Genomic DNA, 26,461 nt, shown 5'->3' on the forward strand with positions numbered 1-26,461 from the left:
CCTCAACAGAAACCAGATTCCTTATAATAGATTGCAACGATTTGGGCCCCTAAAACACCGGACAGACCGAACATATTGAGATCCTCGTTCGGCCCCCAGCGGAGAAAAACCAGTCTGCGTAGGCGACACCGGAGGAGCGTAGGATGGTTGAGATGAATGACAATAGCTATTCCCGACGTACTTTTGTACCGACGACCGTTCTCTTAGCGGTCTCGCTTGGCTTGGTTGGGCTGGTGATGGCATTTCTGATCGGTTCACGAACATGGGCTGTGGTCTTGCCCGCTGTCTCTGCGGGTGCCGTTCCGCTATGGGCGCGGCGACGCCAGGTCACGCGTGTTGCGGCGATGGCCGCCGACACTCTATACGACGACGATGCGCAGCCCACGCACTCAATACTCGTGCGTTTTACTGTTCCGGCGGTGCTACTCCTCTTGGCGGCGTTCATCGTGGCTTGTCAGTTTACGCGCGGGCAGGAGCAAGGTTGGTGGATTGTGGTAGCCTGTCTGCCGATGGCAGTGATGGCGTGGTATTGCGCCCGCCAATGGTTTAAGGCTAGGACGCTCCCGCGCGCCCTCACGTTAGCATTGGCCGCATGGTTTGTCGGCTTATCTGGCAATCTCGCAGCAAGCGACGTCGATCGAATCAGGTGTAGTGTCAATGCCGAAACGGTTCTTGCCGATGCGCTCAATCCGATCTCAGAGAAGCTCGACGGTTTGATAGCGAGATTTAATATCCTCGAGCGCGAAATCGGATTCATAAAAGAGAAAGACGGCGTAATTCTAAGGCAACTCGATATAGGGATTCTCATAGTAGACCTAGATCCCAACGTCAAAGTAGATGATCCCATTCGTTTCCAGGCCATCTTGCACATGTCGACGCCTCAGGCGGGATCGGCTAATGATACACCGCGGCGGATTGAGCTTACCCCACCTGCGCGTCAGCTTGTCACGCGCTTAGCCGTCAATGCTTCAATTATCGACCAGATACGTTCGGAAAACGCGTTAGGCAACTTGTCAAAGGCCAAGGAACTAGGCAAAGTATATTTTGCACAGCAAACGGCTCAGCGTCTCGAGCAGGATTATGCCGCCTTCATCGCGACCGGCGACACGTCTTGGCTAACTGAAGAATTCGACGAAGCGTCCGTCCTATTCGGTAAGGCCCTCGACATACGTGAGGACGACTTTGCAGTAGTGAGCAAAGCCGCATTGTCGCTCATGCGATCACGCTCAGCATCGCAATATGGCCAAAACATCTTAAGGGCCGAGCGCCTCTTTGCGCGAGCGATGGAGTTGGCCCAATCGAAAGGTTCCGACGATCATCGCGCGGTGGCTCTGGCGCAATACAACCTTGCAGCCGTGCTCCAGGCACTTGGTCGCGCAGCGGAGGCCGAATCTCATTTTGTTAAGGCATTAGAGATTAACCAAGGCCTATTCAGGGGCAATCATCCCGACGTTGCGGCGAGTCTAATTGGCTTGGCATCTGTGCGTCATGAACTCGGCCGTATTGGTGAGGCCGAATTGTTGGACTACCAGGCGCTTGAAATGTGCAAGACACTGTTCAGCGGCAATAACGCTTATACGGCAAGGGCATTGAATAACCTCGCGCGCGATCAAGAAGCCTTGGGCCGCGCTACTGAAGCAAAACCGCGCTACCTCCAGGCTCTTGAGATGCGCAAAAAAGTGTTCACGCGTGATCACCCTGAGGTTGCGGAGAGCTTAAACAATGTCGCGGCAGTTTGGCTGACGCTAGGCAAATCTCCTAAGGCTGAGCCCCTCAATCGGGAGGCCCTGGAGATGAACCTGCGATTGTATAAGCATGACCACCCCAAAGTGGCGACAAGTCTTAACAACCTAGCGCATGTTTGGTGTGCTCTAGATCGTGCGTCGGAGGCCGAACCACTTTACTTCCAAGCCCTGGAGATGAATCAACGACTGTTCAAAGGCGACCACTCCATTGTAGCGATGAGTCTAGGCAACGTTGGGGGAGTACTTCAAACCCTGGGTCGGGCGGCGGAGGCCGAACAGTTTTTCGTGCTGGCCCTTGAGATGAACCAAAGACTATACATTGGAGACCACCCTGAGATCGCGAGGAGCCTGAACAACCTCGGATCCGTAAAGGATTCTCAGGGCTCAGCGGATGCCGAACCTCTCTTCCTTCAGGCTTTGGGGATGCGTCAACGTTTGTTCGAGGGCGACCACCCCGACACAGCGATGAGCTTGTCAAACGTTGCAGGGTTTTGGCAATCGCATGACCGCCCAGCAGAGGCCGAACCGCTCTTTGTCAAGGCTCTAGAAATGCGCCAGCGTCTATTTGTAGAGGCTCACCCTGATGTTGCAGCCAGCCTGACCCGTCTTGCGAAGGTACTTCAGGATTTGGACCGGATACCAGAATCCGAGTCATATCTCATTGAAGCTCTGGAGATGAACCAACAGCTCTATAGGGGCTTCCACATTAATGTGGCCGCAAGCCTGAGCGACCTCGCGGGGGTGCGTAGTTTCCTGGGTAGAGCAAATGAAGCCGAACCACTCGACGAACAAGCCCTTAACATGTATCAGGAATTATTCAATGGTTATGGGGACCTAGTCGCAAGTAGCCTGTGCCATCTTGCAAATGACCGCTTGGATTTGGGGCGCCCGAAGGACGCCGAGCCGCTCCTAGTGAGGTCATTGGAGATGTGCAAACAAATCAACCATGGCGATCACCCCGGAATTGCGATGATTTTTGCTAGTCAGGCGCGCGTGCAACATGCCTTTGGAAAGGTTGCAGAGGCGAGGCAGTTGTTCAATGAGTCGCTAGATATGTTGCGCCGTTTGTTTCCTCAGGGTTCCCCCACTTTGGCTCGAGTCCTCTGGCGGTCGGCCAGCCTTTATCTTGCTGAAGGAAAGTCGATCGAAGCCCTCCATCAGCTGGAGGAGGCCGTTGTGATGGCTGAGCAAGCATTTCCACCTAATCGTACTCGACTAATGGAATACCGTGAGACGCTCGTCAAATGTCGGGCGACACTGGATAAGAAGTAGTTGAACCCAGTTAGACGTGAAACCGCCGTCGCTTTGCGCTCTCGCGGTTAACAGCGTGGCCTCCAAAACCGGTCATTTTGGCAGCTCCCCAAAGTTCGAGACGGTTGGTTTCGGGGAGGTTTCCAAGCCACCGTCAACCACGGTGGCTTTTTTGTTGACGGCGCACGCCAATCGGGCCGTTTTCATTGGCCGCCGTAACTCGCGACCCGTCCAAAACGTTAGCGCCGGTCAGGAGTTGGCGTTCCTCTCGGATTGTTTCGTCGTCCGCGACCGCCGCTTCTGCCACCGACGGTTATCGCTAGGCAAATGTCAAATCGACAACGGTCACGCAGATCTGTACTTTCGGGTTTTTTAGGCGGTATTCCGAAGCTCGCTGTTCAAGCGTGACCCTTAGCTGGTCTATTGGCGGTCCGGGAACTCGCCGGCTGTTTCTGGGCTTGCGAAACCTACCGCTCCATCCAACAAAGTAGATTCCGTGGGTGAGTTGCTGGGCAGTAAGGTAATCATCACCCAGTTGTTTCGCGAGGCTGTCGAGTACAGCCACGTTATCCGACCACTTTATTTCAATAACGACAGTTGCTGGAGTGCCCGAAACCGTCGGCGCCTGTACCTTGATGTCGAGTCGCTGACTTTTCGCCCCCAAGGTCTCTCTATCAACAAACACAACCTTGGTGCCAACATCCAATACTCGATTAGGTAGACGATCATTAAGCCTGCAAAACAGATATGCCTGCAAAGCATCTTCATTAAGCCGTTTGCGCCCTGCTTGTCCTTGTATTTTGCCATACAACAGCGGAAGATGCTTTTTGATATCGCGTACCAATACCTCAAGCTCGTCAAGGAGCACGTGCTGCAGGTCTTCGCATGAGCGAATGACCCGATAGTATGGATTATCCATGAGTCGAAGCGCTTTATCCAGCGACAAGACACCGGACCACTCGTCTTCGGTGGAACGATGCGGCGAGATCCTCTTTAGGACCATTGCTGCACCTGCCTCGCTACGGTCCTGTCGCCATTCTTGGCTTATTGAGGGATGTGTCGAAGCGAGGCGTTGTAATGCACCCTCGCTTTCCGCCAATTCACGCCGAAGCAGCACGGAAAGAACCTGGGATCGTGACCTTCGAATATGATGATCGGCCGTTGGCGTAAAGGCATGGCCCACGGGATAAGTGTGATCCGTTTCAGGAGGATAGTATTTATGCAATAGATCGCACACCCGTTCAAGTGACTGTATATCCCACGCCGCAAAGTCGACTTTCTCGGTCCAATGCCGATTTCCGAGAGCTTCGAGGCGAAGGAGAAGATTGGGACCTGACGCCGCGACGACTGCTTCTAGGCAAGTAATTGCTTCGCGAGGCTGCAATGGTAGCACAATGTCTATACCTGTAAGGGTTCTCTCGAGTGTTGTATCATCGGTGAACCCCCTTGCTAACCATTGGTTAGCCACGCGGATACCATTAATTGGAGCATGACGTGAAAGGACACGAACTAAAGCACAGCGCGAAGACAAATCGTTTTGGTCGTCCACAACCAGATTTTCCACTCGGAGCGCAAAGGCGTCGGTCCATTGTTCCTTTGGAACGTTAGATGCGATCACCATGTGGACGTGGGCCCGCCTAAGGTCTCGTGTAATTGCCTCGACTAAGACGTCCTCAGTTGCTTGCCCGGAGTTTCTGGCGCAGAGCCCTAATAACTCGGCCCAGTCGCTAGTAGCAAATAGTGCGGCCGGCAGCCATTTACGAATCAGCGGCTCACCGAGAAACTCACCATCGCCCTGGACTACGCGTGCGAACGCTTCCGCTTCATAAGATATCGAGGCCGGATACGAGTCAGCACATGGAATTGGCGTCGGCTTGCATACCCGTAGGGCCTCTTGGCACTTGGTCAATACGCGTTGCTGTAGGTCGGCGCTCAGACCCTCCCACTCTCCCGTTACATTGGTTGGTCGAAAGTACTCCGTACAAAAGCAAAACCAGGATAAATCGTGTAATTGCTGCTGCAGCGTAATGTTTGGGCTGTCCAATCGGTCCTGTACAAGGGGTGCCAAGTCGTAGGTGTCCACAACCTGCGTCTTTTGTCCTTTCTTCCTGTTGTCCGACATTCGGTCATTCGCTCTCGCATACTGCTTCCGATTCTTATCAAAGTCCAGCAATTGTTTTTCCGCCGATCGCCTTACTAGAGCGCGAATCTTGTTGCGATGCTGCCGTTGAACATCCTGGTGATACGCAAGCATTAGTAATGAAGTAAAGAGCCACGGGCTTTCGCTACCGTGCGCGGCGGCAGCGTCGGCAAGCCAAGCAAGGTCCTCGGACATCAAAATCGATCGCCAGCTCCAACTCGGCGATTTGCCTGAGGGGTCCTTCGCTAGACCCGCAAGATAGGCCGAGCGTCGTGCCTGAGAGCTAGCTGCAAACCAATTGCGAAGAATCTTTGGATCCATTCTTAGATCAATCTGGTCGCGGCGCGCGAGCAAAGCTGGGAGCAGCAATTCATAATCTCCATCACTTGGTATTTCTTGTTTCACGATTAGATTGATTGCCTGCTCAACAACGCCAGAAGGCCAACCTCCCGTCGGGGACGCCCAGTCGACTAAGGTCATTATGGCGCGTGCGCTATCAACGGTGAGTCGTTCTCGTATCTCATGCCATAGCAAATTTGTCGTTCCCGATTTTTCGTCTGTCCTTGGGACTTGCTGCAGAACATCCTCAAGTGACCAAACGTTTTGCTCAAGTAGCCCGAAGATAAGCACGGATTTTAGCTCGCGTTGATCACGAGTTGTGGGCTGAAAGTTGATAGCGAATTGAGCGAGCCGGGCAACGTCCGCGCGGCCGCCAATTCGCTTTATTACTATGGCCGAAAGACATCGAATGTGATCATCCTCGCTAGGATTGAGCACCATACGCTCTACAATCTCCAACGCACATGTCGCGCGGATTGCCATTATCACGCGCAATAGGAGATCTTTTTCGTGAACTGTCGCTTTCTCGGCCAGTCGCCGTGTAATCTCTGCGTCCATCCCCGGAGCTTCGAAATTTTGCAGTGGCGCGTCAGCCCAGATTGAAAGTCCGAACGGCGAATCCCTTGCAAGTTCAAGTAACCTGGCGAGGGCGTGAGTGGCTCTTTCTGATGACCAAGGGGCGGCATCCGACCGCGGTGGAAGGCCACCATAAACCTCTTCGAGCCAGCCCCTGACTTGATCATTTGCGGTCGTATCAATCAATAGTGCATGGACGCCCTGATGGTGTGGGATCGGTTGTCCGTGCACGTCGATGACGAACGGCCGCAGCTGGCTTATTTTCAGATCCGAGATCCCGAATGCGGAAAACCACTCTTGGACGTGTCGGTGGGCGAACTGCCAGCCGTCTTGTGATCGGCGAAATACGCCGGACCCGGTGGCATACTGGGCAGCCCTCACCATTTCCTCACAGCCGCCAAAGCTCAACGGGAATAGCTGTTCAAGGGAAGGATGGTGTGACGATCCGGCCTCAGTGACAAAACGCGTTGTCCCACACATCATTAGGAGAGCGGCGACTCGGGAAACTGCCCTAAACTGAACATCAAGTCGCGGAGGAACTGGGAACACGGTTGGGGGTCTCTCCCTTTGGTTTGTGCGAAGAATCCTTTCCAACACCGCGCGCCATATATCGGCATGGGATAGCTTGGCGTGCGTGCCTATGCCCTTGAGGATGTCAACGACGGCTGGAAAACCGGCGACGGCATGAAGCTTGTTTGCCTTGATGAGGTCACATATTTTCTGAAAAACGTCTGAGTCGCCCGCGATTTCCGCGGCCGCGGATGCTGTCAGTGGCGCGAGACGAAGGAGTTCGATGCCAGGTCCGGCGTTGATCCGCCTATCATAGATTTCTCTGAGCTTTTCATGAATCTGTTTGGGCAATTCGTTTTCGCGGCAAAAGAAAATGGCACACAGGCGTTCGCGTGCAGAGTCCGTAAGCTTTTCAATTTCCTCGAGGATAGTGAACGAAGCTTTTTCGCCTCGTTGAAAGTCCTCATCTATCGCGTCGACGATCCAGCAAGCTCGAGTCTTTCCCGTTTGCCACGATTCCCACCAATCAGGAGTAAATGGATGTCTCAGCCCGCCTTCCTCAAAAAATGTTGCACAAAAATACTTGCCAAAGCCTTCTCCGTTGGGGCACTCCTGCTCTCTTCGAAGCCGTTCCCTAAGGCGCTTTGCTAGAAAGGTTTTGCCCATCCAAGGAGGGGCAACTACTAGGGTCGCCTTTTGTCCAAGTATGTCTTCGACGCCAAGCGTATTTTGCGATTCTCGTTCCGATAGGAACCCATACTCGTCTCTGGCTGTGCTGACGTCCGGCGAACAAAACCGACGACGTGGTAGGATGAGCGGCTCGTTTAACGTCATGTTTCCAAACTCGGGGCGCTGCTTAGTCAAATAATAACGTGGTCTCAAATCTCGGATATTGTAAGATCGTGGGCCGAATAGCGTAACCAAGGCTAACAATGCGGGATGACTTCGACAGGAATGTTCGGCAAAGCACGGCGGCGAGGGTCGGCCTACGTTGTTCGAATCCTTCGTGCCAAAGGCTGACCAGCGGCCCGGCGGCAAACCCCGCCCGCGCCATAAATATTGGCGTCGCGGCGCACATCACGGCGGCGTCGCCGGGAGGCCCTCGATACGACCCTACCAAAACCCAGGAGCAACGAAGTTCGATCGATAACGCGATCTGGTTGTGCGCCGCATGTGCCGCACTGGTTGATCGCGACACAGCCCGTTTTTCCGAAACGATACTCCGGGAATGGCGGAGTCGCGCGGAGACCGCGGCAGCGCAAGGCATCGCTGCTGGCACGAAGTATCGACCTGTCGCTGCCAGCGAAGTCCTTCAAGAACTTACGGTTGGGGAGATAGTTGCAGTCAAGGCTCTTGAGGAAGAATTTGGGTGTCATGTCGAAACCGAACTTCACGTAGCCGCGGGGGATAGGTGGATTCGCCTTGACGCTGCTGTAGTAAGAGGAGAAGACCTTATCGCCATCGACATTCGTGAACATCACGGGAAAGGCTTTCCAGTTTTTCAAATTGAATATCTCCTCGAAATCTGCACAACAATGAAACTGCAACGGTTTCAGAATTGGGTCTTGTACGTTGTCGTTGTTTCTGATGGGAGTCAGGAGGCCGACGTAGCGGTAGAATCTCAGTTGCGGCAACTCGCCGATGCGTCGGCGCTCGAGGTTCACGTTCGCATGTACCGGCTCAACGAACTGCGGGCAAAGTACGGAGTGTAAGGCGATCGCCCGCGTCGTTTGAATACTATGACGCAATGGCGCGATTGACTAATGTCGTCCTTCCATACCTTTTGAGCCCAAGAGCCCGTCGCGGTAAAACACCCTTGGATTGGTCTGCAGGCCTTGTGGTCGCGTGCTTTGTTACTCCGGAAAGAAGGCGCGGTGACAACGAGAATCGTATCCTTTGAGTTCGAGCCGATGGCGTTGGCGAAGGTCGGAAAGTGCGTCGGCCCCTTTAACGGAAATTCCAACGTAGGCGCGCCGAAACCTTCGACCATGCTACGGCCGTGGCCGCGATCGGTTATGCTTTGAGGTAGTGGAAACCATGTCCGGAGATATCGCTCACCAATTCAAGATGCTTGCTCTAGACTTCCTGGCGGTTGAGGAAGTAAGGCCAAAAGATCCAGGCGAAGCGAAAATGTTGTGGCTACACGACTCGAAGCTGCAGGGTCGGTTTGGGCAGCTTGTGATTCAAGCACATCGCGCCGGCCAGCTTGAACTGCAAGGGCTTGCGAAACTGGTTGCCTTCCATACGTCAAGAAAGAAAGCGATTGGCGCCCAAACGAAGCGAGTCGCGGTTTTAGTCCGGTGTCCGGAAAACCTATGCATCGAGGTCGTTGGGGCCAATCAGGTGGAGTTTCTGAATACGCAGCCGTTACAGGTTTCCCCACTCAGGAGCGGAGGCCTGTTGCCGCGCCTCGGCCTATTGCCTGAGTCCACGCCTTTGGGGCCGGAACGATTTGCGAAGGCGTGCGAGGTGCTGGCCGGACTGATCGAAGAAATGATGCGCGCCGTCTCAAAGCCTTTTTCGGAAATCCGTCTCGCTCAGCGCGAGCAGGATATTCTTGAATCGATGGCCGAGAGCAAAAATCGCGCGATGCTACTAGTCGACACGATCATAGCAGCCAACTATTCCAAGGAAGCGACACGAGAATCTCTGAAACAACTACAGGTACTTGGCTTGGTGGCTAAACCAGAGGGCGCGCAACGCAAGGGATTCGTAATCACCGACCGAGGTCGAAAGTACGTTGTTTACCTCCGTGAGGCAGCACGTGAGGCCGACACGCGGCCGCGCGTTCGAGCAAGTTAGCCACCGGGCCCGTCGCTCCCGGGACGTGTACACTACACGAAACTGGCCGTTTTCTGGCGAAATGGGGCGAGATCGAGCGCGACCGTTGAAATAGGCGTCTCCCCGAGGTATAGACTTTGCCAAGGGTTACGGTTCCGAGGTAGCGGGCGACCGTGGTTCCCAAGCTGGACGTCGTGGGTTCGAATCCCATCGCCCGCTATACTCGTAAATAACGCCGCCCCCAAGAGATCGGGAGACCTGCCGGCGTACGGCAGTGCGGCCTGGAACGCCAAATCGCGCGGTTTTACACCGCGCAAACGCGTCCGGGAGGTCGCACATGTCGTCAAAGTTTCGATTCCGTACCAAAGTTCCTTCGTATCGACACCGCAAAGGCTGCACGCAGGCGCTCGTGACGCTGACCGATAGCGTTACGCGAAAGCGTCGTGACTATCGGCTTGGCGAACACGGTACGCCGGAGAGCCGGGAGGCCTATCACCGCGTCATCGCATCGTGGGAGGCCAACGGTCGCCGATGGCCCGAACATGATTCGTGTGGCGATGCAACGATCCCCGGCACGGGACAGCCCATCTCCAAGGTGGTCCTCGAATACTGGCGGTGGGCCGAGGGCTACTATCGACCAAAACACATGCAAGCACTGGTCGGGGCGCTACGCCTTCTGAAGCATTACTTCGGACGCACCCCGGCTGCGCAATTCGGCCCGAACAACCTCCGCCTCCTCCGCGACGCAATGATCCGGGGCGATCAGAATGCAGATCCGCCGCGTATGCCGTGGTCGCGGAAGTACATCAACTCGCAGATGCAACGAATCAGGCACGTCTTTAAGTGGAGCGCCGCACGCGAGCTTGTTCCCGCATCGGTCCACCACGCCCTCTGCACGTTAGAGCCGCTACGTCGCGGCCGATCAGGCGCCCGCGAGAATCCGAGGGTCGGCCCGGTGCCACAGCACTTGATCGACGCCGTCAGACCGAATCTGAGCGGACCGGTTCGCGCTGTCGTTGATCTTCAGCTCTTGACCGGAGCCCGGCCTGGGGAGTTGCTGGGGTTGCGTCCGATTGACATCGAGATGGACGATAAGACGAGCGTCTGGACCTATCGGCCAGAGGCTCACAAGAATGCTTTTCGTGAAAAAGATCGACTCATCTACTTCGGACCAAAGGCTCAGGATGTCATCCGTCCATTCCTGAGTACCCGGGCGACAAACGCCTTTCTGTTCAGCCCCGCTGAGGCAGAGGCCGATCGCCGAGCAGCCCTTCACGCCAGTCGTTCAACGCCGCTCTCTTGTGGCAATCGTCCAGGCAGCAACCGGCGAGAGAAACCGCAGCGCAAACCAAAGGACCACTACACGACCAGCGCCTACTGCCGAGCCATTCGATACGCCTGCGAGCGAGCCTTCCCGCCTCCCAAAGACGTCGCGCAACACGATGATGAGAATATCCTCCAATGGAAAGCGCGTATGAAGAGCGAGGGCGGCTGGGAAGACCTAATGGCATGGCGAAAAGCCCATTGTTGGCACCCCCATCAACTCCGGCACAACGCTGCGACGGCCCTGCGTCGTGAGTTCGGCCTTGAGGCCGCCCAACTTGCCCTCGGCCACGCCAGCGCCCAGATTACAGACGCCGTATATGCCGAGCGCGACCGGTCGAAAGTCATCGAGATCATGAGGAAGATCGGGTGACGGCGTCGTCGCCAAAAGAAAAACGGCTTACGATACTGATAAGCCCTGGCTGACACGCAGCTCATAGGCAACGCCGCGGCACTCGGCGGAGGAAGCCGCTCTCAGCAGGGCTGACGGCCAACTGGCGCAGCCTGCTTGATCAGATTAGGGCGGCAGGAGACGAAGCCGAGCGGCTGGGCCTTAAGCCGAAGGGCTGAGCCCGATAAATGGCGGTTTATGTAATTCCCGGCCGATTTCGGATACAATCGGATTCTCGAAATGCTTCAGCCGATGTTGATCCTAAACTTCCCTGAACACTGCGCTTGTGTTGTAAAGTAGTCCTAATGGCCAAGAAAGGAAAGAGTTCACGAGCTTCAGAATCGGGGGCTGCCGCGCCTAAATATCCGAATTCGCCACTTGCGGAGGTGGTCTTTGAGATTCGCTTTCCAGGCGAGCCGGCTGTCGAGTGCCATCGAGACGAGTTCTTCGGCCTGATCCGAAAGGAATTTCCGAACGTATGGGTGCCGAACGCGGAACCTGGGAAACCAATGTCGATGCAGCCGTACCACTTCAAGTCGGTAGATGGCACCGAGACGGCGATGGTGGCAATCAACACGTTTGCCTATGCGACGCGGAAATACGGAGGATTTGAGTCGTTTCGGCCGCGGGCTCTCGCGCTCGCCGAGAAGTTTTGCAAGCTGTACAAGATTGAAAAGCTCAACCGCACGGGTTTACGGTATATCAATGTTATTCCGTTCCTACGAGAGGGGGCGATGCTTCCCTGGAAACGGTACTTCACGGTGGAACTTACGTTGCCGGCCACGTCGGCGGATGACTTCTTGAATGCGAACCTCGCCTTCGAATCCCGATGCAAGGCGGGCGTCATTACGACACGAATACGGTGCGCGAAGACTGAGGAAGAATCTCGTGAGGTCTTCGTACTAGATTTCGACTTCTCAAAGACGGAGTCGCTCACCGCGAAAAAGCTGGGAACATACATTGATGAGAGCCATACCCATACCAAGAAAGTGTTCGAGGGGATACTCTCCGAGAGCTACGAGGCTGTCATGCGCGGAGAGGTGATTGAATGAGTCTTGCCCCGACGATGTCACCTTGGTCCGTTTCCGAATACCAGTCTTCGGTTGGGATCAAGCGCCCCGATCCACCAACCGAGACGGGGTATATGGTCGTCGAGCAATCGAGCCATCCAACGTTAGCCCCTACGGTGCTGTGGGATATTCAATCAGGACCGGTGCGGTTACGCGCTGCTAGACCGGTCACAGTACATCTTCGTGTTGATGGCGCGTATTGGTTTGCTGAAAACGAGACGCTTCGAGTGTTTGCACATGGCGTGACCGTCGAAGAGGCCCTGCAAGACTTCCAGGAGCACGTGGCGTATTTTTACTCTCACTACGAGAAGTTACGCCCGAACCAGGTCGTCGGGGAGGGAGCTCGCCTGAAGCAAGTATTCGCGAACTCTTTCGTGCGAGGATGAAATGCCGGTCGAACGAAGGGAGATCGAAAAGTCGCTTTCCAAAAAGGGATTTGTGGAAGTAGAACAAGCTAAGCATCGCTACTTTCACCACGAGGTTGATGGGAGGCATACTGGCTTCTATACGTTTGTTTCTCGTAGTCCGGGCCACAAGACGATCGATGACTCTTTGTTCAAGAGTATGAAGCAGCAATTGGGTCTTGATAACTCTAGCCAAGTCCGCGACCTCTTCCGGTGTCCGATCTCAGGAACTGATTACGTTCGCATCCTGAAAGCGAAGAAGCTGTTGACCTAATCCAATTGTCCGAGAATCCAAATGCACGCACATCAGCTTCGACCTTGGACTGAGATTGTGAGACTTCATGCCGATGTGGAATCGGGTGCGCGCTACTCGCCGGACGAACGCCCATAGCGAAACAAAACGGAAACCACGGCCACGCCTTCGCCTAGTTCGTCAAGAACTACAACTATTGCCGGTCGCACCACGCCTTGAACGAAAAGACCCCGGCGATGGCAGCCGGTCTAGCCGATCATGCGTGGACGTCGGACGATCTAATCGTGAAAACTCCGTGAAACGCCGCCAGTACCCGGGTTAACTTCACGGTAGCCCGGTCCTTCGGACTCTCACGCGCAAGTTATGTTGAATTCAAGAGTTCCAATGGTGTACGCCATCGGAACAAGTAGGAAATCAGAGTTACCGAGTTACCAATTTCGGTAACTCGATTTTTTCCTCAAATTATTTTCGACCGCGTAACCGCATCCGAATTCAAGAGTTCCAGTGAATTGCGCATGATTGAAGGGTTGGTAACTCGGGTTACAAAGTTACCGTCCCAAAACATGCGGTAAAAGGACATGCAGATATTCCAGAGCCCAAGAGGGCGTGGGAGGTTTGCATGCAAGAACAGTCTCAAGCAACTCCGGACTACATCAGCCTCACCGAGGTCGCCAAGATCGCGCCCGGCCGGCCATCTACCAACTGCGTTTGGCGTTGGTGTCGGCGCGGTGTCAGGGGCCGTGACGGCGAACGGGTTCGGCTCCAGCACGTGCGCATCGGCGGGATGATCTACACGACGCGCCATTGGCTGGACGAGTTCGGCCGCCGCCTCGCGGAGGCCGACGCGCGATACTTCGAATTGTGCGATGCTGCAGCAAATGTACAGAGAGCAGGCCAAAGGCGCCGACCACGCCCACCAACCCAATTCGAGCAGGATCACCGCACAGCGATCGACGAAACCGAGGTGGAACTCGCCAAGGCGGGCATTTGATGCTCCGTTCGAGCTGCTTTCCGAGTGAGCGCACCGATGCCCGACGCATGCGTTGAAATGGATGCCGATTTGCTTGTACAGGTTGTACCGCCCTGCTTGCGCGAGCGCGCTCAGTGGGTCTGCTGGAGATACGTCGAGCGCGGCGGAAAAGAAACCAAATGCCCGATTAGCCCAACGAAGGGCGGACCAGCGTCATCGACCGACCCCGCAACTTGGGGCACGTTTGAACAGGCCGTCTCAGCGTGGCAGAGTTGCAGCGATCTCGCAGGCGTTGGGTTCGTATTTTCCGCCGACGACCCCTTCGCCGGCGTCGATTTGGACAAATGCATCGATGCATCGGGGAACGTCAAACCGTGGGCGCTGCCCATCATCCAACAGCTCGACAGCTACGCGGAGATCAGTCCATCCAGCACAGGAATCAAAGTTTTCGTCCGTTCCAGAAAAAAAGGAGGCCGATGCAGTCGCGGGTACGAAGACGGCAAGATCGAGATGTACGACTCAGCGAGGTTTTTCACCGTAACTGGCGAGCGACTTCCCAAGGCACCAACGGATGTGAATGAACGCCAAGCCCAGTTTGACGCGGTGTACGACTTGGTCTTCCCAGCCACGAAAACCACTACGCCTCCGACCCCGACTGCCGATTACTCCGGCAATGGTCATCTGGATGACGAGGCGATTTTGCGTCTGGCCACGAAGAGCCGGAGAGGCGGAAAGAAATTCACCGCCCTTTGGGCAGCACGCTGGAGTGAATACTTCAATTCGCAGAGCGAGGCCGACTCGTCAGTGGTCTTCACGCTTGCGTTTTACACCAAGGACTCCTCCCAGATCGACCGCCTCTTCCGCCGCTCTGCGTTGATGCGCGAAAAATGGAACGAGCAGCACGGCGCCCAAACGTACGGCGAGATGACTATCGCCCGCGCGTTGGAAAAAGTGACTTCGCAATACGTTCCCCGCAACACTCCCCTGAAAAGGAGGGCTGGTGCAAACCCGTCTTGCAAATCGGCTTTGCCGGACATCGTCACCACCGACCAGCAACTCCGCGATCTGACCGATGTCGCCATTGACGCGATGAACAAGTTCAACGATCCGCCGGTTGTGTACGTGCGATCGGGTTCGCTCGTTCGAGTCATCGAAGATGAAAAGCATATCCCGAAGATCGAGAGACTCGACCGGGCTCACGTGCGTTGTCGGCTGTCCGAGACCGCCAACTTCTATATCTCAAAGCGATCCGGCGACACCGTCTGTCAAATCTCGGTCTTGCCCCCATTGCCTCTGGCCGAAAATATCCTCGTTCAAAGCCACTGGCCCTTTTCGCCGCTCGCGGGCTTGGCCCGAGCGCCTATTGTACGGCCTGATGGATCGATTTGCGTCATTCCAGGCTACGACGCCCAGACAAAGCTGCTCTACGTTCCCGACCCCGATCTGAAACTCACCGAAATTCCCGAGTGCCCCAACATCCACGAAGTCCACGCGTGCGTCGACATCCTCATGGCGGTGATTGACGACTTTCCCTTCGCCGATCAGGCGAGCAAGGCCAACGCGCTGTCGGTGTTGTTCTCCGTCCTCTTGCGAGCCGTCATCAGGGGACATATCCCCTTGGCGATCTTCGATGCGCCGGTGCAAGGCACGGGAAAGACGCTCCTCGTCATGGTCCTGGTCTTTATCGCCGTTGGGATGATCGCGAGCGAGTCGGTCCCTTCAAAAGTAAATGAGGACGAGTGGAGAAAGAAGATCACTTCCATTCTGATGAATTCGGCTCCGGTAATTTTGCTGGACAACATCCCCGACAACACCGCCATCGACTCACCGATGCTGGCCTCGGCGCTGACGGCGCACGAATGGTCCGACCGGGTGTTGGGCCGCAGTGAGACCATCCGAGTGCCCTCCAAGGCGGTGTGGGTCGCGACCGGCAACAACCTCCGCGTCGCGGGCGACATGCCGCGGCGCAGTTATACGATTCGACTGGACGCCCAGGCCGAGCGGCCTTGGGAGCGCAGCGGGTTTCGCATCGCCGATCTCGAAGAATACGTTCGCCGAAACCGTGGAGAGCTACTGTCCGCGGCGCTCACCATCGTCCGCGCGTGGTTCGCGGCGGGATGCCCACGGGCACAGATGCGACCGTTTGGCAGCTTCGACGAGTGGGCTGGCGTCGTCGGCAGTGTGATGGACTACGCAGGTATCGAGGGCTTTCTCGACAACCTGGATCAGACCCGATCAGTCCAGGACGAGGACAATCGGCAATGGGCGGCGGTATTCGACGCGTGGTGGGGACGCTTCGGGGATAAGGTCGTCACTGTCGCTGAGCTGTTTAAGGCTTTCTTCGTGGAGGACGCGCCATACCCAGTCGACCTACCGGACGTCCTCTTGATTCAAAAAGACCGTGGGGATGGATCACTGCGGCGGTCGCTCGGCAAGCAACTCTCGCGGCTGACTGGCCGCATTTTTGATGACCGGAAGCTGTGCGATACAGGCGAACATGCTCACAACAAAGTTCGCGCATGGGCGCTCCGGCCCGTTCGCGATGCGGAAACGGACACTCGAAACCCCGCAAACCCCGCACTTTGCGGGGTTTGTCAAAACGAAACCCCGCAGCGGGAGTGATTGAATGACAAAGGTTTACAACACTATGCGGGGTTTGCGGGGTTACTTCTGCTTCTCTGGCGCACGCGCGCGCGCGGGCGCACGCGCGAGGCGCATTGAACCGACCAGAATAATCCCCGCAAACCCCCGTAACCCCGCAGACAAGATCGTTGCCGCGCGTGGCCGATGGGCTGCGCGTTGGAGGATCGCATGGAGTGCCCTGAGCGTGGCATCTTTGGGTTCAATGGTTCCTTCCCGGCGATGCTGCGCGCTGAGGGCGTTGGGAACCGTCAAGGGATTAGAAACACTTTCGCGCTGTCCGATTTTTCACAACCCGCGCCGCCGCCGTGAGTTGCGTGCGATCTGGCCCGGGCCGGCCTTGGCAAGTTCTAGGCGTCGGCCCACGTCGCGACCCGTTGGGCCGTGGGCGACACGGCGCGAGGCGGCGTACCGATCGTCGCCCAGGCCGCCCGGTCGCGACGTTGGCGAACGTGGCGCGTTGAGGGCGAGAGTTGGCGGCGGCGTGGGAGCCATGAGCGGTCGTCGCCGGAGTGACGGGCATGGACCCTGAGGTCTTCAATCTGTCGCCCATGGAGGCGGGTTTTGGGCACATCGCGAACGAGTTTGGTTCGTACTTGCGCAATGTGACCCTGCCGATCTTGGTCCGGCGTTCGAGCCAATTGCTTTTCGATGCCTTCGCCTTTTTCTCCCTCGAAGCCCTCCAGCAGTTTCAAATCCAATCAGCCTACCTTGCGTGGGGGATCGCCAGCATTTCCAACGCCGGCGGCTTGCTGCAGGTCGGGGTGATCAACGAAGCGCTTTCGGCATCGGACGCCATGCTGTTTGCGGCGATCGGTGCCGCGACACCCCTCGCTGCCGACATTCCGGTCGTTGGCCCACAGGCGACGGATCTGGCGTCGGTTATCGACGTCCTCCAAGCTTCGGCCCAAGCCGGTGGAGCGATCGGGTTGGGTTGGAGTTACGAGTTCGGCGCCGGCACCAGGCAGTGCACGCTGGACGAGCCGCAGCTGATCATCGAAGCCACCCCTACGTTCAACCTCGCGACGATGGGTTCAGCGGCGATGTTCATGTTCAAAGCCGCCCGAAGGCGACGGCGAAGGGGCCGGCGACGGCGGAGATAGCCCAGGGCTGACAGGACGTCGAACGATGCAAATTGAAATGATGCCGATCGATGCGGTTCGCGAGTACCAGAAGAACCCGCGGGTCATCAGCGAGGAAGCCATCGCCGCCGTGGCCCAATCGATCAAGTCGTTCGGGTTCAAAGTCCCGGTTATTTTGGACGCCGACGGCGTTTTAATTGCCGGGCATTCACGGATCCGGGCTGCTCGGAGTTTGGGGCTGAAGGAGGTTCCTGCGATTCGCGCGACGGATCTGACGCCCGAGCAGATCAAAGCGTTTCGTATCGCAGATAATCAGGTCGGGACATTGTCCAAGTGGGACTTTGATTTGCTCCCGATCGAGATGGCCGAGTTGAAGGACGTCAACATCGACTGGGGGTCGTTTGGATTTGACGCCGACCAGCTGGCCGTCATATTCGACCCGGGCGTGAAGCAAGGTTTGACCGATCCCGACGAAATTCCCGCGCCACCCGACGCGGCCACGACGAAGCCCGGCAACCTGTGGCTGCTGGGCGACCACCGCCTACTCTGCGGCGATTCCTCCAGCGCCGCCGACGTCGATCGATTGCTCGACGGCGCGCCCATCCACCTCGTGAATACCGACCCGCCATACAACGTCAACGTCGAGCCACGATCGAACAACGCTCGCGCCGCCGGTTCGAAGGCCCTTCCAGCCATAGCGAAGAAGAAGGCTCACCTCCAAGGGTTCGATGACGCCAGGCAGGGGAAGCCGAAGCCGACGACGAGCAAGATGCGGGCGAAGGACCGCGTACTGGCGAACGACTTTATGTCGGCCGCCGATTTCGACAAAGTCCTGCTCGCATGGTTCGGCAACATTGGCCGCGTGCTGGTGCCGGGCGGATGCTTCTATATCTGGGGCGGCTTTGCGAATTGGGCGAACTATTGCCGAGCGTTGGCGACCTGCGGTCTTTACTTCGCGCAGGGGATCACTTGGGTCAAGGACCATCCGGTGCTGGGCAGAAAAGATTTTATGAACGACTGCGAGCACGCGTGGTATGGATGGCGGGAAGGCGCTGGCCACAAGTTCTATGGGCCAAACAATGCGAGAAATGTCTGGCCCATCAAGAAGGTCAATCCACAATCGATGATCCATTTGACGGAGAAGCCGGTGGAGCTGGCGATTCGCGCCATGCAGTATTCCTCGCGCGCCGGCGAAAACGTTTTGGACCTCTTCGGCGGCAGCGGTTCGACGTTGATCGCGGCGGAACAGACCGGCCGCAAGGCGTATTTGATGGAACTCGATCCGCTCTATTGTGATGTAATCGTTTCTAGATTTGAAGGCTTTAGTGGGACAAAGGCCAAGCAAATCAATGCCGAGGATAAATCTGCGTCAACTGAGAAGTTTGGTGAGCAAAGCGCCGAGAATCACGCCAAGTAATCCGATGACAGTACCCCACATCGCCATCCGTCGATCGCTCTTCGCTTCTCGTCGATCGGATTCACGGCGTTCAAGTTCCGCGGCCGCCGGAAAAAACATACCGGGGGTGTACGGATAGAAAAAGCAGGACTCCCCTCTTTCGGCACGGAGACGAGATTGTAAATCAGCGCCGACACTGTCGTGTGGATTCGCGTCGTCCCAGACATTATGAAAGCATGCCAGATGATAATTCGACCCACATGCCATCATCGGGCCTACTCCACGCTCCAGATCCTCTCGCATCTTCTGTGTGACGAGCATTTTGTTGTCTGCCCCCGTGGAGGGACGATCCCAGCGCATCAGAAAATGACATTTGAGACAGGAATGTCGCGGCGTCGGCGGCTGTTCCATACACCCCATTCTAATTGGATACACAGCGAATTCGAGAGTGATTATCAAATACCGGAGCAACGCCCCGCAGATCGCGAGGCGTTGGTGAAGGGGACGTGATGTCAGCGGCTTTGGACGATGGTCACCTGGAACTCCTGGCCGTCATCGGTGGTGATGACCAGCCCGGGGTCCGTCGTCATCATGCCGACCTCCTCGTAGGTGGCGATCCGCCGCAGCCCCTCGACGTGGTCGGCCAAGTCGTTGGCGGGATCGTCGGCGTCGTCCCGGCCGCGCAGGACGTCGTCGAGCAGGTCGCGCAGTTGGTCTTGCAGGTCACGCGTCGTCATCGCCTACGCCCCCTTCCCAGTCGATGCGAACTGGCCGCGTTCCACCTTCTTGAACCGGGCGTCTTTGCCCTTGTCATTGATTTCCCGCAGCATCGCGGCGTAGAGCGTGGCGTGCGGCGTCTTGCCGCCCGGGCTCTTCCACAGGCCCTTCTCGGCCATCACCGTGATCAACTCCCCGGCCCGCATCGGCTTGGACGCCTTGGCCAGGACCTGCGCGGCCGCGTCCAGGGCGCTGACGCGCTTGGGCTTGGGCGCGGCCTTGGTCTTCGCCGTCTTGCCATTAGTCGCCGCCGTCGCCTTCGCGCCGGCCTTCTTGGTTGTCTTGTTCTTCTTGCTCGTACTCATCGATCTACTCCTTACAAAAGGTCCTGCCGCGCCTACGCGGCGCGGCGTTGTTCACATTCATTCGCCGTAGATGAATTCCGCCAGCCCCGCGGCCAGGAGGTCGACGATCTTCTGGGCGATCGGCGTGGCGGCGGGGACGTCCGCGCCTCTGTCCCAGTTGTAGACCACCTCGCGGTCGGCGATTCGCCGCAGCCACAACTTCGAGATGCGGCTGTCGTCCAGTTCGTAGGATTCCGATTGGGCATGCTCGGCGAAAACCAGCGCCTCGAAATGGTGTCCGGCAATCGCTCCTGTCACCCACGCCCCACCGCTGTGCGTGCGGCGCTGAATTTTCTTGATCTCCATCGAATCCATCAGGTCGAGGGCGTCGTCTTCGCGTTCGGTTGGGTTGGCGTTCTCGGTCATCATCGTTTGCTCCTTTGCATGTACGTCTATGGCGTACACCCACATGAGGGCAAGTTCGGCGACCGGAAGCAAGGCCCGGGGGCCATCATTCCGGCCGGAATTCGCAGAATCTTCTCTGGTTATTTACGCCAAACGCGACGCCGTCAGGCGCGCGAATTGCATGGCTGCGGCCGTTGGCCTAGGGCCCCGGCGCGGGAGGCGGCGTGATGTCAGGACATGTCCTTAGCCCGCCTACCCAACCTAACAGGCCTGCGCTGAATCCCAATGCGCTGTCTGTGGCGGATGCGGCGCGCCTGCTCAGCGCCGGATGCGGCCAGTTGATTACGGCGGAGATGATCGAGGCCGACATCGCCGCCGGCGCGGCGGCCAATGGCGACGGAATGATCAACCTCGTGCACTACGCGGCGTGGCTGGTGAAGGAGATGGCCGGTTGTGGCGATTGATCCCCGGCGTCTGCGCCCGACGCAGTTGGTCCAACTGCTCAACTCGACGCCGCTGGGAACCGTCACCAGCGAACGGCAACTCTATCGTCATCGCGAGCGGGCCGGCCTGCGGATCGTCGCCGCCGGCGATTCCTCCAAGCTTGATCTGCTTCGGTATCTGGCATGGCTGGTCCTTGAGCGCCATCGTCCCCGCCCCGAATTCGATGGCCTGACCGGCTACGAGGCCCAGAAGGAACGGGCCCGCGAACGCAACCTCCTGCTCTCCCGCTCCGGCCGGGACATCGGTGAGCTGCCCGCCGTGGTGAATGTCGAACGGAAGGAGAAGGCCTCCCGCGACTTCCGGTACTTCTGCGAGCAGTATTTCCCCAAGACCTTCTGCCTGCCCTGGTCGGACGACCATCACAAAGTCATCGGCCTCATCCAGGTCGTGGTCCTGGAGGGCGGACAGTTCGCCATTGCGCTTCCCCGCGGCGGCGGCAAGACCGTCCTGGTCGAGACCGCCGCACTCTGGGCGATGCTGTACGGCCATCGCCCCTTCGTGGCCATCATCGGGCCGGATGAAGGCCATGCGGTCGAGCGGGTCAAGAACCTCCGCACCGAGCTGGAACACAACGATCTCTTGTTGGAAGACTTTCCGGAGGTCTGTCTGCCCATTCGTAGGCTGGAAGGCATCAACCAGCGGCGGCTGCTCTATCAGGGCGAGTACATCCACATGGAGTTCACCGCCAAGCGGATCGTGCTGCCCTCCATTCCCGGCAGCAAGGCGGCCGGCGCCATCATCGAGACGACCGGTCTCACCGGCCAGATCCGCGGCCTAAATTACAAAATGCGTGACGGCAGGACGCTGCGCCCGTCCCTGTGCATCGTGGATGATCCGCAGACGAGGGAATCGGCGCACAGCCCCACCCAATGTCACCATCGCGAAAAGATCATCAACGGCGACATCATGGGATTGGCCGGTCCGGGCGCTTCCATCGCCGTGTTACTGCCCTGCACCGTCATCCAACCGGACGACCTGGCCGATCGGCTCTTGGACCCCGAGAAGAACCCCCAATGGAATGGCCAGCGGACCAAAATGGTCTATGCCTGGCCGAAGAACGAGGAGCTGTGGGCCAAGTACGTGGCCCTGCGGCGTGACACCCAGCGGTCCTGCGGCGGACAACTGGGGAAGATCGCCGAGGCCTGCAACGCCTACTATGCGAAGCACCGCGAGGCGATGGATAAAGGGGCCGTCATCGCCTGGGCGCACCGCCACAAGGCCGAGGAGCTGTCGGCCCTTCAGCATGCCTGGAACCTCCGCATCGACCTAAAAGAGGAGGCCTTCTTCGCGGAATATCAAAATGAACCCTTGCCGGAAGGCCAAGTCGACGTCGATCTGCTCACCGCCGACCAGATCGCCGCCAAGGGCAATGGCCTGAAGCGCGGGATTATTCCGAAGGAGGCCACGAGCCTCACGATGTTCGTCGATGTCCAGGGCAAGGCGCTCTTCTACATGGTCGTCGCCTGGGGGCAGGACTTCACCGGCTACGTGGTCGACTATGGCACCGAGCCGGATCAGAAGCGGTCCTACTTCGCGCTGCGTGAAGTCCAGCGGACCCTGGCCCAGGCCATGCCCGGGGCTGGTCAGGAGGCGGCCATCGTGGCGGGGCTGGAAAGATTGACCGAGGCGACGATTGGCCGAGAGTGGCTGCGCGAGGATGGGACCATCGCCCGCATCGATCGCTGCCTGATCGATGCCGGCTGGGGGCCGATGACCCATACGGTCTATCAATTCTGTCGGCAGAGTAAGTACGCCCACGTGGTTGTACCCAGCTATGGGCGCTACGTCGGGGCCGCCAGCCTTCCCTTCACCGACTACCAGAAGCAGCCCGGAGACCGGATAGGCCTGAATTGGCGCATCCCCGCCACGTCTAAGCGGATTTGTCGGTACGTGATCTTCGACACCAATTTCTGGAAGAGTTTCATTCAATCGCGCCTTGCCGTGGCCAAGGGCGATCCAGGTTCGCTGACGCTCTTCGGCCGCAAGCCCGAACTTCACCGCCTGTTGGCCGAGCACCTGACCAGCGAGTACCGCGTACCCACCGAAGGCCGGGGCCGGACCGTCGAGGAATGGAAGCTCCGCGTGGATGGTAGTGACAATCACTGGCTGGATGGCGTCGTCGGCTGCGCCGTCGCCGCCTCCATCCAGGGCGTCGAGCTGGCGGAGATGAAGCTCTACAAGCGGAAGTTTCGGCGCGTCAGCTACGCGGAGATGCGACACAGGATCCTAAACGGGGATTCAGCCAGGCCGCCGACCAACGAGTCGCAGATGTCTTAAGCAACACGTCGGAAGGCGTCGTCGCATAGTCTGAGGTGATTTTCTCCGGGCGACGCCTGGGCCACTATGGCCTCGATCGCTTCGCCGCCGACTGGGCCGTGGCGATCTCGATCTAGGTGTCGAGCTATGGGAGGTGAAGTTCACCCGACTCGCCGCCCGATTCACCGCGCAGAATTCTCACCACCTCGCCGGGATTAGCAGCGTGGAGAAGCGCGTCGCGGCTCGCATCCGTGGCCGCGATTTTCGCCAACTGTCCCAGCAATGCCAGTTGAGCCTCGGGTTGCTCAGCCGGAGTGACGAGCAGAAACAAAAGGCGCACCAGCTCTTGCGCCGCTGGCGAAAACACGACACCTTCGGTCGAGCGACCGAAGACGACAAGCGGGGCGGCAAGCTTCGGACAGCGCGCGTGAGGAATCGCGATCCCGTTCCCGAGATCCGTGGAAAGCTCCTCCTCGCGCGCCAAGGTGAGGTTGACGATCTGCAACTTGGTAACCTCGGAGGGAAGCTTGTTGCGGGGAATCGCTTCGACGAGTTCACGAATACATTGCTCGCGCGTCTTGGCCACCAACTCCAACACGATTCCGCCGTTGGCCACGGCGTCCGCCAAGGAAACCCTGGCTTCGTGCGGATATTCGTCCTCAATTTGGCCAACGACCTGTTCGAGAATGTCCTCCAGGGTAATCAATCCAACCGGACGATCTCCATCTTCCACCACATACACGGTCGCGCCCTCTGCCTGCATGCCCGTCAAAGTGGATTCGATGCTTTCGTCCGGGCGGATGGCTTTTAGGGGGCGAAGCATCCGCGACCAGTCGGAATTCGACGCGTGCGCGATCAAGTCTTTCGTGAGCAGGTATCCGGTCGCTCGCCCCGTCTGGGGTTCGACCACCGGCCACCGGGAAAATCGCTCTTGTGCGACTTGCGCGAGCACGGCGTTAATGTCTGCGGATGCCGGCAACCATCGGACGCGAGGCCACGGAACCATGACGCTTCCCACGCGCTGGGAGCTGATGTTGGAGATGTTCTCCATAATGAGTCGGAGCCGAAGGTCCTTGATCTTTCGGTCCGCCGCCTCACGGTGCATACCAGTGTCCGCGAGAACGAGGCGCGCGAGCGCCACAGCGGCCTCCGCCTCTTCGAAGACTGCCGCACTTGCGCCGGCGCGCTCCAGGTCTTCTCGTTCCCGAAGATACCGGGCCCGTACCAGGATGCGGACGTTTGTATTGAAGTTTCGGGCTGCAGTTACCACAGCCACCCGGTCCGACGAATGAGGAAGTGTCAGCACCAGGTGCGACGCCCGCCGCACGCCGGCTTGATCCAGGATGCTCTCGTTGGATGCATCCCCGAATATGGCGGTCTGGCCCTCGGCGTTTAGCGCTGACACGGTGTCCATGTTGAGATCGACGACGACCGTGGAAAGCTTGGCTTCCTGCAACAATCGATGAACGGATCGGCCGACCGGACCGTAGCCGACAACGATGGCAAGTCGCTGATGGTCCCGGGAAGCACGCGCCACCACGTTGGAGGCTGCCTTGTTGATGCTGAGTACTCGCCGCTCCGCTCGGTTGTTCATCAGCCTCCACAAGCGGGGGCGCTTTCGCAGCCACGACTCTGCCTTCGGCAGTGACCGAAACAGCAGCGGGTTCAGTGTGATCGAGATGATCGCGGCGGCGACCAGGACGTTGTGCCCCGCCTCGGTCATTAACCCGTGGCGGCGCGCCAAGTCCGACAGGATGAACGAGAACTCCCCGATTTGAGCCAGACCGATCGCCACGGTGAGGGCGGTCCGTGCTGAATGGCCCAGTAGCGCCACGATAACGAGAGCCGCCGCGGGCTTTGCCAGCAGGATGATTCCCAACGCTGCGGCGACCATCAACGGCTTCTGAATCAGAAACGCCGGATCGAAGAGCATTCCGACCGAGACGAAGAACAGAACCGCGAACGCATCCCGCAGGGGAAGCGCGTCTGCCGCAGCCTGGTGGCTCACGGGCGATTGCGCCACCACCATGCCGGCGAGGAAGGCACCCAGGGCCATCGACGCCCCGAAGAAGAAGTACGAGCCGGCGGCAACGGCGATGGAAAACACGAGGACTGTGAGGGTGAACAACTCGCGTGAACGGAGCTTTGCCACCCGCACCAGCACCCCGGGGACAATGCGGTAGCCGGCCAGCATTACTATCGCCACCAGCGCTCCGAGCTTCAGCATCGCTACGCCAAGCGTCCGCCACAGCGAAGACCCTGTCGCTGAAGCGGCGATCGCTCCGCCCTCAACTGCAGCGCTCTCGCTACTTTGACCAAGGACGGGAATCAGGACCAGCAGAATGACCGTGAAGATGTCCTCCACAATGAGCCATCCAACTGCGACATGCCCTTGGGGAGAATTGAGCGCGTCGGCATCCATGAGAACCCGCATCAAAACGACCGTGCTGGCCACGGCCATAGCCATCCCAATTACGGCTCCGGTCTTGATGGGAAGATCAAACGCCGCAAACACGGCGATAGCCAATGCCGTCGCGACCAGACTCTGTCCGATCGCCCCGGGGATCGCGACACCCTTCACCGCCAGGAGATCCTTCAGATGGAAATGGAGGCCGACGCCGAACATCAACAGGATGACCCCGACTTCGGCCAGTTGCTGCGCGAGGTGAACGTCGCCCACGAAGCCGGGGGTGTGAGGCCCAATCAGGACGCCGGCCAGGAGATAGCCCACAATCGGCGAGAGCCGTAGCCACTGGGTAAGCAGGCCCAGCAGCCACGCCGCGGTGAACGCCGCCGCGATCGTCGTGATCAGGGAAAGATCGTGCATTATCAGCAACCTCGCATCGGCATACGAATCGTTCGAGAGCTAAACGGCCTACGCCAGTACTCCTGGAGGATAGTCCAAGTGGATCGCTACATTGGGCTCGATACCGCCAAGCCAGCCCAACCGCTGCCACCATCGCAGTGACCGACGCCATCGATCGACTGCCGATTGAACGCGCGTCGCCCCAATATGAGAAGACGCCGGAATTTGCCGAAGGATATCGATGCATCCCGCAACATTCTGTAGAAGCAGTAGCACCGTCGCGTAGTTGATCAAATGCACGACCGGGGCATCGGGCTTTAGGGAAACACCTTGGCTAATACACAGACCGCGGTATACCTCAAGGGCTTTGGCGAACTCGCCGAGCCGCATGAGGCACACGCCATATGCGTTGCGTATCTCCGCATTTTTGGCCCCAAATCGCATAATCAGGTTGATCGCGTCGCCTGGCTTATCTTGGTCCAGCAAGTCACGGACTTGGGCAAGCGCCCGCTCTAATGTTGCAGGGTTCGATTTGCTCATCGCTCTGTAATCTCTCAA

General features: G+C 58.0%; 19 protein-coding genes. 11 read left to right on the forward strand and 8 right to left on the reverse strand.

Going from position 1 to position 26,461, the window contains the following annotated elements; all coding sequences use genetic code 11:
• Positions 1 to 143 precede the first annotated feature (143 nt).
• Entirely contained in the window at positions 144 to 3,017 is a 2,874-nt protein-coding gene (locus VJZ71_16610) for a tetratricopeptide repeat protein (protein HKQ49697.1), read from the forward strand.
• A 298-nt stretch (positions 3,018 to 3,315) separates the two neighbouring features.
• Here the strand turns inward: VJZ71_16610 and VJZ71_16615 are convergent, their stop codons facing one another.
• The gene (locus VJZ71_16615) at positions 3,316 to 7,395 is read right to left on the reverse strand and encodes a hypothetical protein (protein HKQ49698.1); all 4,080 of its coding nucleotides are present in this window, start codon (positions 7,393 to 7,395) and stop codon (positions 3,316 to 3,318) included.
• Positions 7,396 to 7,547: 152 nt separating this feature from the next.
• Positions 7,548 to 8,225, reverse strand: coding sequence for a hypothetical protein (locus tag VJZ71_16620; protein HKQ49699.1), 678 nt, complete (start codon positions 8,223 to 8,225; stop codon positions 7,548 to 7,550).
• A gap of 373 nt (positions 8,226 to 8,598) precedes the next feature.
• On the opposite strand from VJZ71_16620, the gene VJZ71_16625 reads away from it, so the two are divergent.
• The 8 genes from VJZ71_16625 to VJZ71_16660 all read left to right on the forward strand — a co-directional run bounded on the left by VJZ71_16625 (position 8,599) and on the right by VJZ71_16660 (position 18,892).
• Positions 8,599 to 9,363: a hypothetical protein gene (locus VJZ71_16625; GenBank protein HKQ49700.1), complete on the forward strand. Its 765-nt coding sequence runs from the start codon at positions 8,599 to 8,601 to the stop codon at positions 9,361 to 9,363.
• A 316-nt stretch (positions 9,364 to 9,679) separates the two neighbouring features.
• Positions 9,680 to 11,038, forward strand: a complete 1,359-nt coding sequence (locus VJZ71_16630; GenBank protein HKQ49701.1) for a site-specific integrase — start codon at positions 9,680 to 9,682, stop codon at positions 11,036 to 11,038.
• A 323-nt stretch (positions 11,039 to 11,361) separates the two neighbouring features.
• Positions 11,362 to 12,108 (forward strand): TIGR04255 family protein, encoded by a 747-nt coding sequence (locus VJZ71_16635; protein ID HKQ49702.1) that lies wholly within the window; start codon positions 11,362 to 11,364, stop codon positions 12,106 to 12,108.
• Entirely contained in the window at positions 12,105 to 12,512 is a 408-nt protein-coding gene (locus tag VJZ71_16640; protein HKQ49703.1) for a hypothetical protein, read from the forward strand. The genes VJZ71_16635 and VJZ71_16640 overlap by 4 nt, the downstream gene beginning before the upstream one ends.
• An 890-nt stretch (positions 12,513 to 13,402) precedes the next feature.
• Entirely contained in the window at positions 13,403 to 13,774 is a 372-nt protein-coding gene (locus tag VJZ71_16645; GenBank protein HKQ49704.1) for a hypothetical protein, read from the forward strand.
• Positions 13,775 to 13,810: 36 nt separating this feature from the next.
• Positions 13,811 to 16,375: a hypothetical protein gene (locus VJZ71_16650; GenBank protein ID HKQ49705.1), complete on the forward strand. Its 2,565-nt coding sequence runs from the start codon at positions 13,811 to 13,813 to the stop codon at positions 16,373 to 16,375.
• 539 nt (positions 16,376 to 16,914) lie between these two features.
• Positions 16,915 to 17,496, forward strand: coding sequence for a hypothetical protein (locus VJZ71_16655; protein HKQ49706.1), 582 nt, complete (start codon positions 16,915 to 16,917; stop codon positions 17,494 to 17,496).
• Positions 17,497 to 17,521: 25 nt separating this feature from the next.
• Entirely contained in the window at positions 17,522 to 18,892 is a 1,371-nt protein-coding gene (locus VJZ71_16660) for a DNA modification methylase (GenBank protein HKQ49707.1), read from the forward strand.
• On the opposite strand, the gene VJZ71_16665 is transcribed toward VJZ71_16660, so the two are convergent.
• The 4 genes from VJZ71_16665 to VJZ71_16680 form a co-directional block, all read right to left on the reverse strand.
• On the reverse strand, positions 18,845 to 19,282 hold the full coding sequence (locus tag VJZ71_16665; protein ID HKQ49708.1) for a hypothetical protein: 438 nt from the start codon (positions 19,280 to 19,282) through the stop codon (positions 18,845 to 18,847). The two genes, VJZ71_16660 and VJZ71_16665, sit on opposite strands and share 48 nt — an antisense overlap.
• Positions 19,283 to 19,383: 101 nt before the next feature.
• Positions 19,384 to 19,608 (reverse strand): hypothetical protein, encoded by a 225-nt coding sequence (locus VJZ71_16670; protein ID HKQ49709.1) that lies wholly within the window; start codon positions 19,606 to 19,608, stop codon positions 19,384 to 19,386.
• Between the two features lie 3 nt (positions 19,609 to 19,611).
• Complete coding sequence (locus VJZ71_16675) at positions 19,612 to 19,953, reverse strand: winged helix-turn-helix domain-containing protein (GenBank protein HKQ49710.1); 342 nt, start codon at positions 19,951 to 19,953, stop codon at positions 19,612 to 19,614.
• A 57-nt stretch (positions 19,954 to 20,010) separates the two neighbouring features.
• The gene (locus VJZ71_16680; GenBank protein ID HKQ49711.1) at positions 20,011 to 20,361 is read right to left on the reverse strand and encodes a hypothetical protein; all 351 of its coding nucleotides are present in this window, start codon (positions 20,359 to 20,361) and stop codon (positions 20,011 to 20,013) included.
• 203 nt (positions 20,362 to 20,564) lie between these two features.
• Between VJZ71_16680 and VJZ71_16685 the strand changes: the two genes are divergently transcribed.
• Both VJZ71_16685 and VJZ71_16690 read left to right on the forward strand, forming a co-directional pair.
• The gene (locus VJZ71_16685) at positions 20,565 to 20,801 is read left to right on the forward strand and encodes a hypothetical protein (protein HKQ49712.1); all 237 of its coding nucleotides are present in this window, start codon (positions 20,565 to 20,567) and stop codon (positions 20,799 to 20,801) included.
• The gene (locus VJZ71_16690) at positions 20,791 to 23,118 is read left to right on the forward strand and encodes a terminase gpA endonuclease subunit (GenBank protein ID HKQ49713.1); all 2,328 of its coding nucleotides are present in this window, start codon (positions 20,791 to 20,793) and stop codon (positions 23,116 to 23,118) included. The genes VJZ71_16685 and VJZ71_16690 overlap by 11 nt, the downstream gene beginning before the upstream one ends.
• 124 nt (positions 23,119 to 23,242) lie before the next feature.
• Here VJZ71_16690 and VJZ71_16695 read toward each other — a convergent pair whose 3' ends face one another.
• Together VJZ71_16695 and VJZ71_16700 are read right to left on the reverse strand one after the other, a co-directional pair.
• Positions 23,243 to 25,924 (reverse strand): cation:proton antiporter, encoded by a 2,682-nt coding sequence (locus VJZ71_16695; GenBank protein HKQ49714.1) that lies wholly within the window; start codon positions 25,922 to 25,924, stop codon positions 23,243 to 23,245.
• 48 nt (positions 25,925 to 25,972) lie between these two features.
• Entirely contained in the window at positions 25,973 to 26,443 is a 471-nt protein-coding gene (locus VJZ71_16700) for a hypothetical protein (GenBank protein ID HKQ49715.1), read from the reverse strand.
• Positions 26,444 to 26,461 lie beyond the last annotated feature (18 nt).

The organism is Phycisphaerae bacterium, assembly GCA_035275405.1.
Taxonomy (GTDB): Bacteria; Planctomycetota; Phycisphaerae; order UBA1845; family UTPLA1; genus DATEMU01.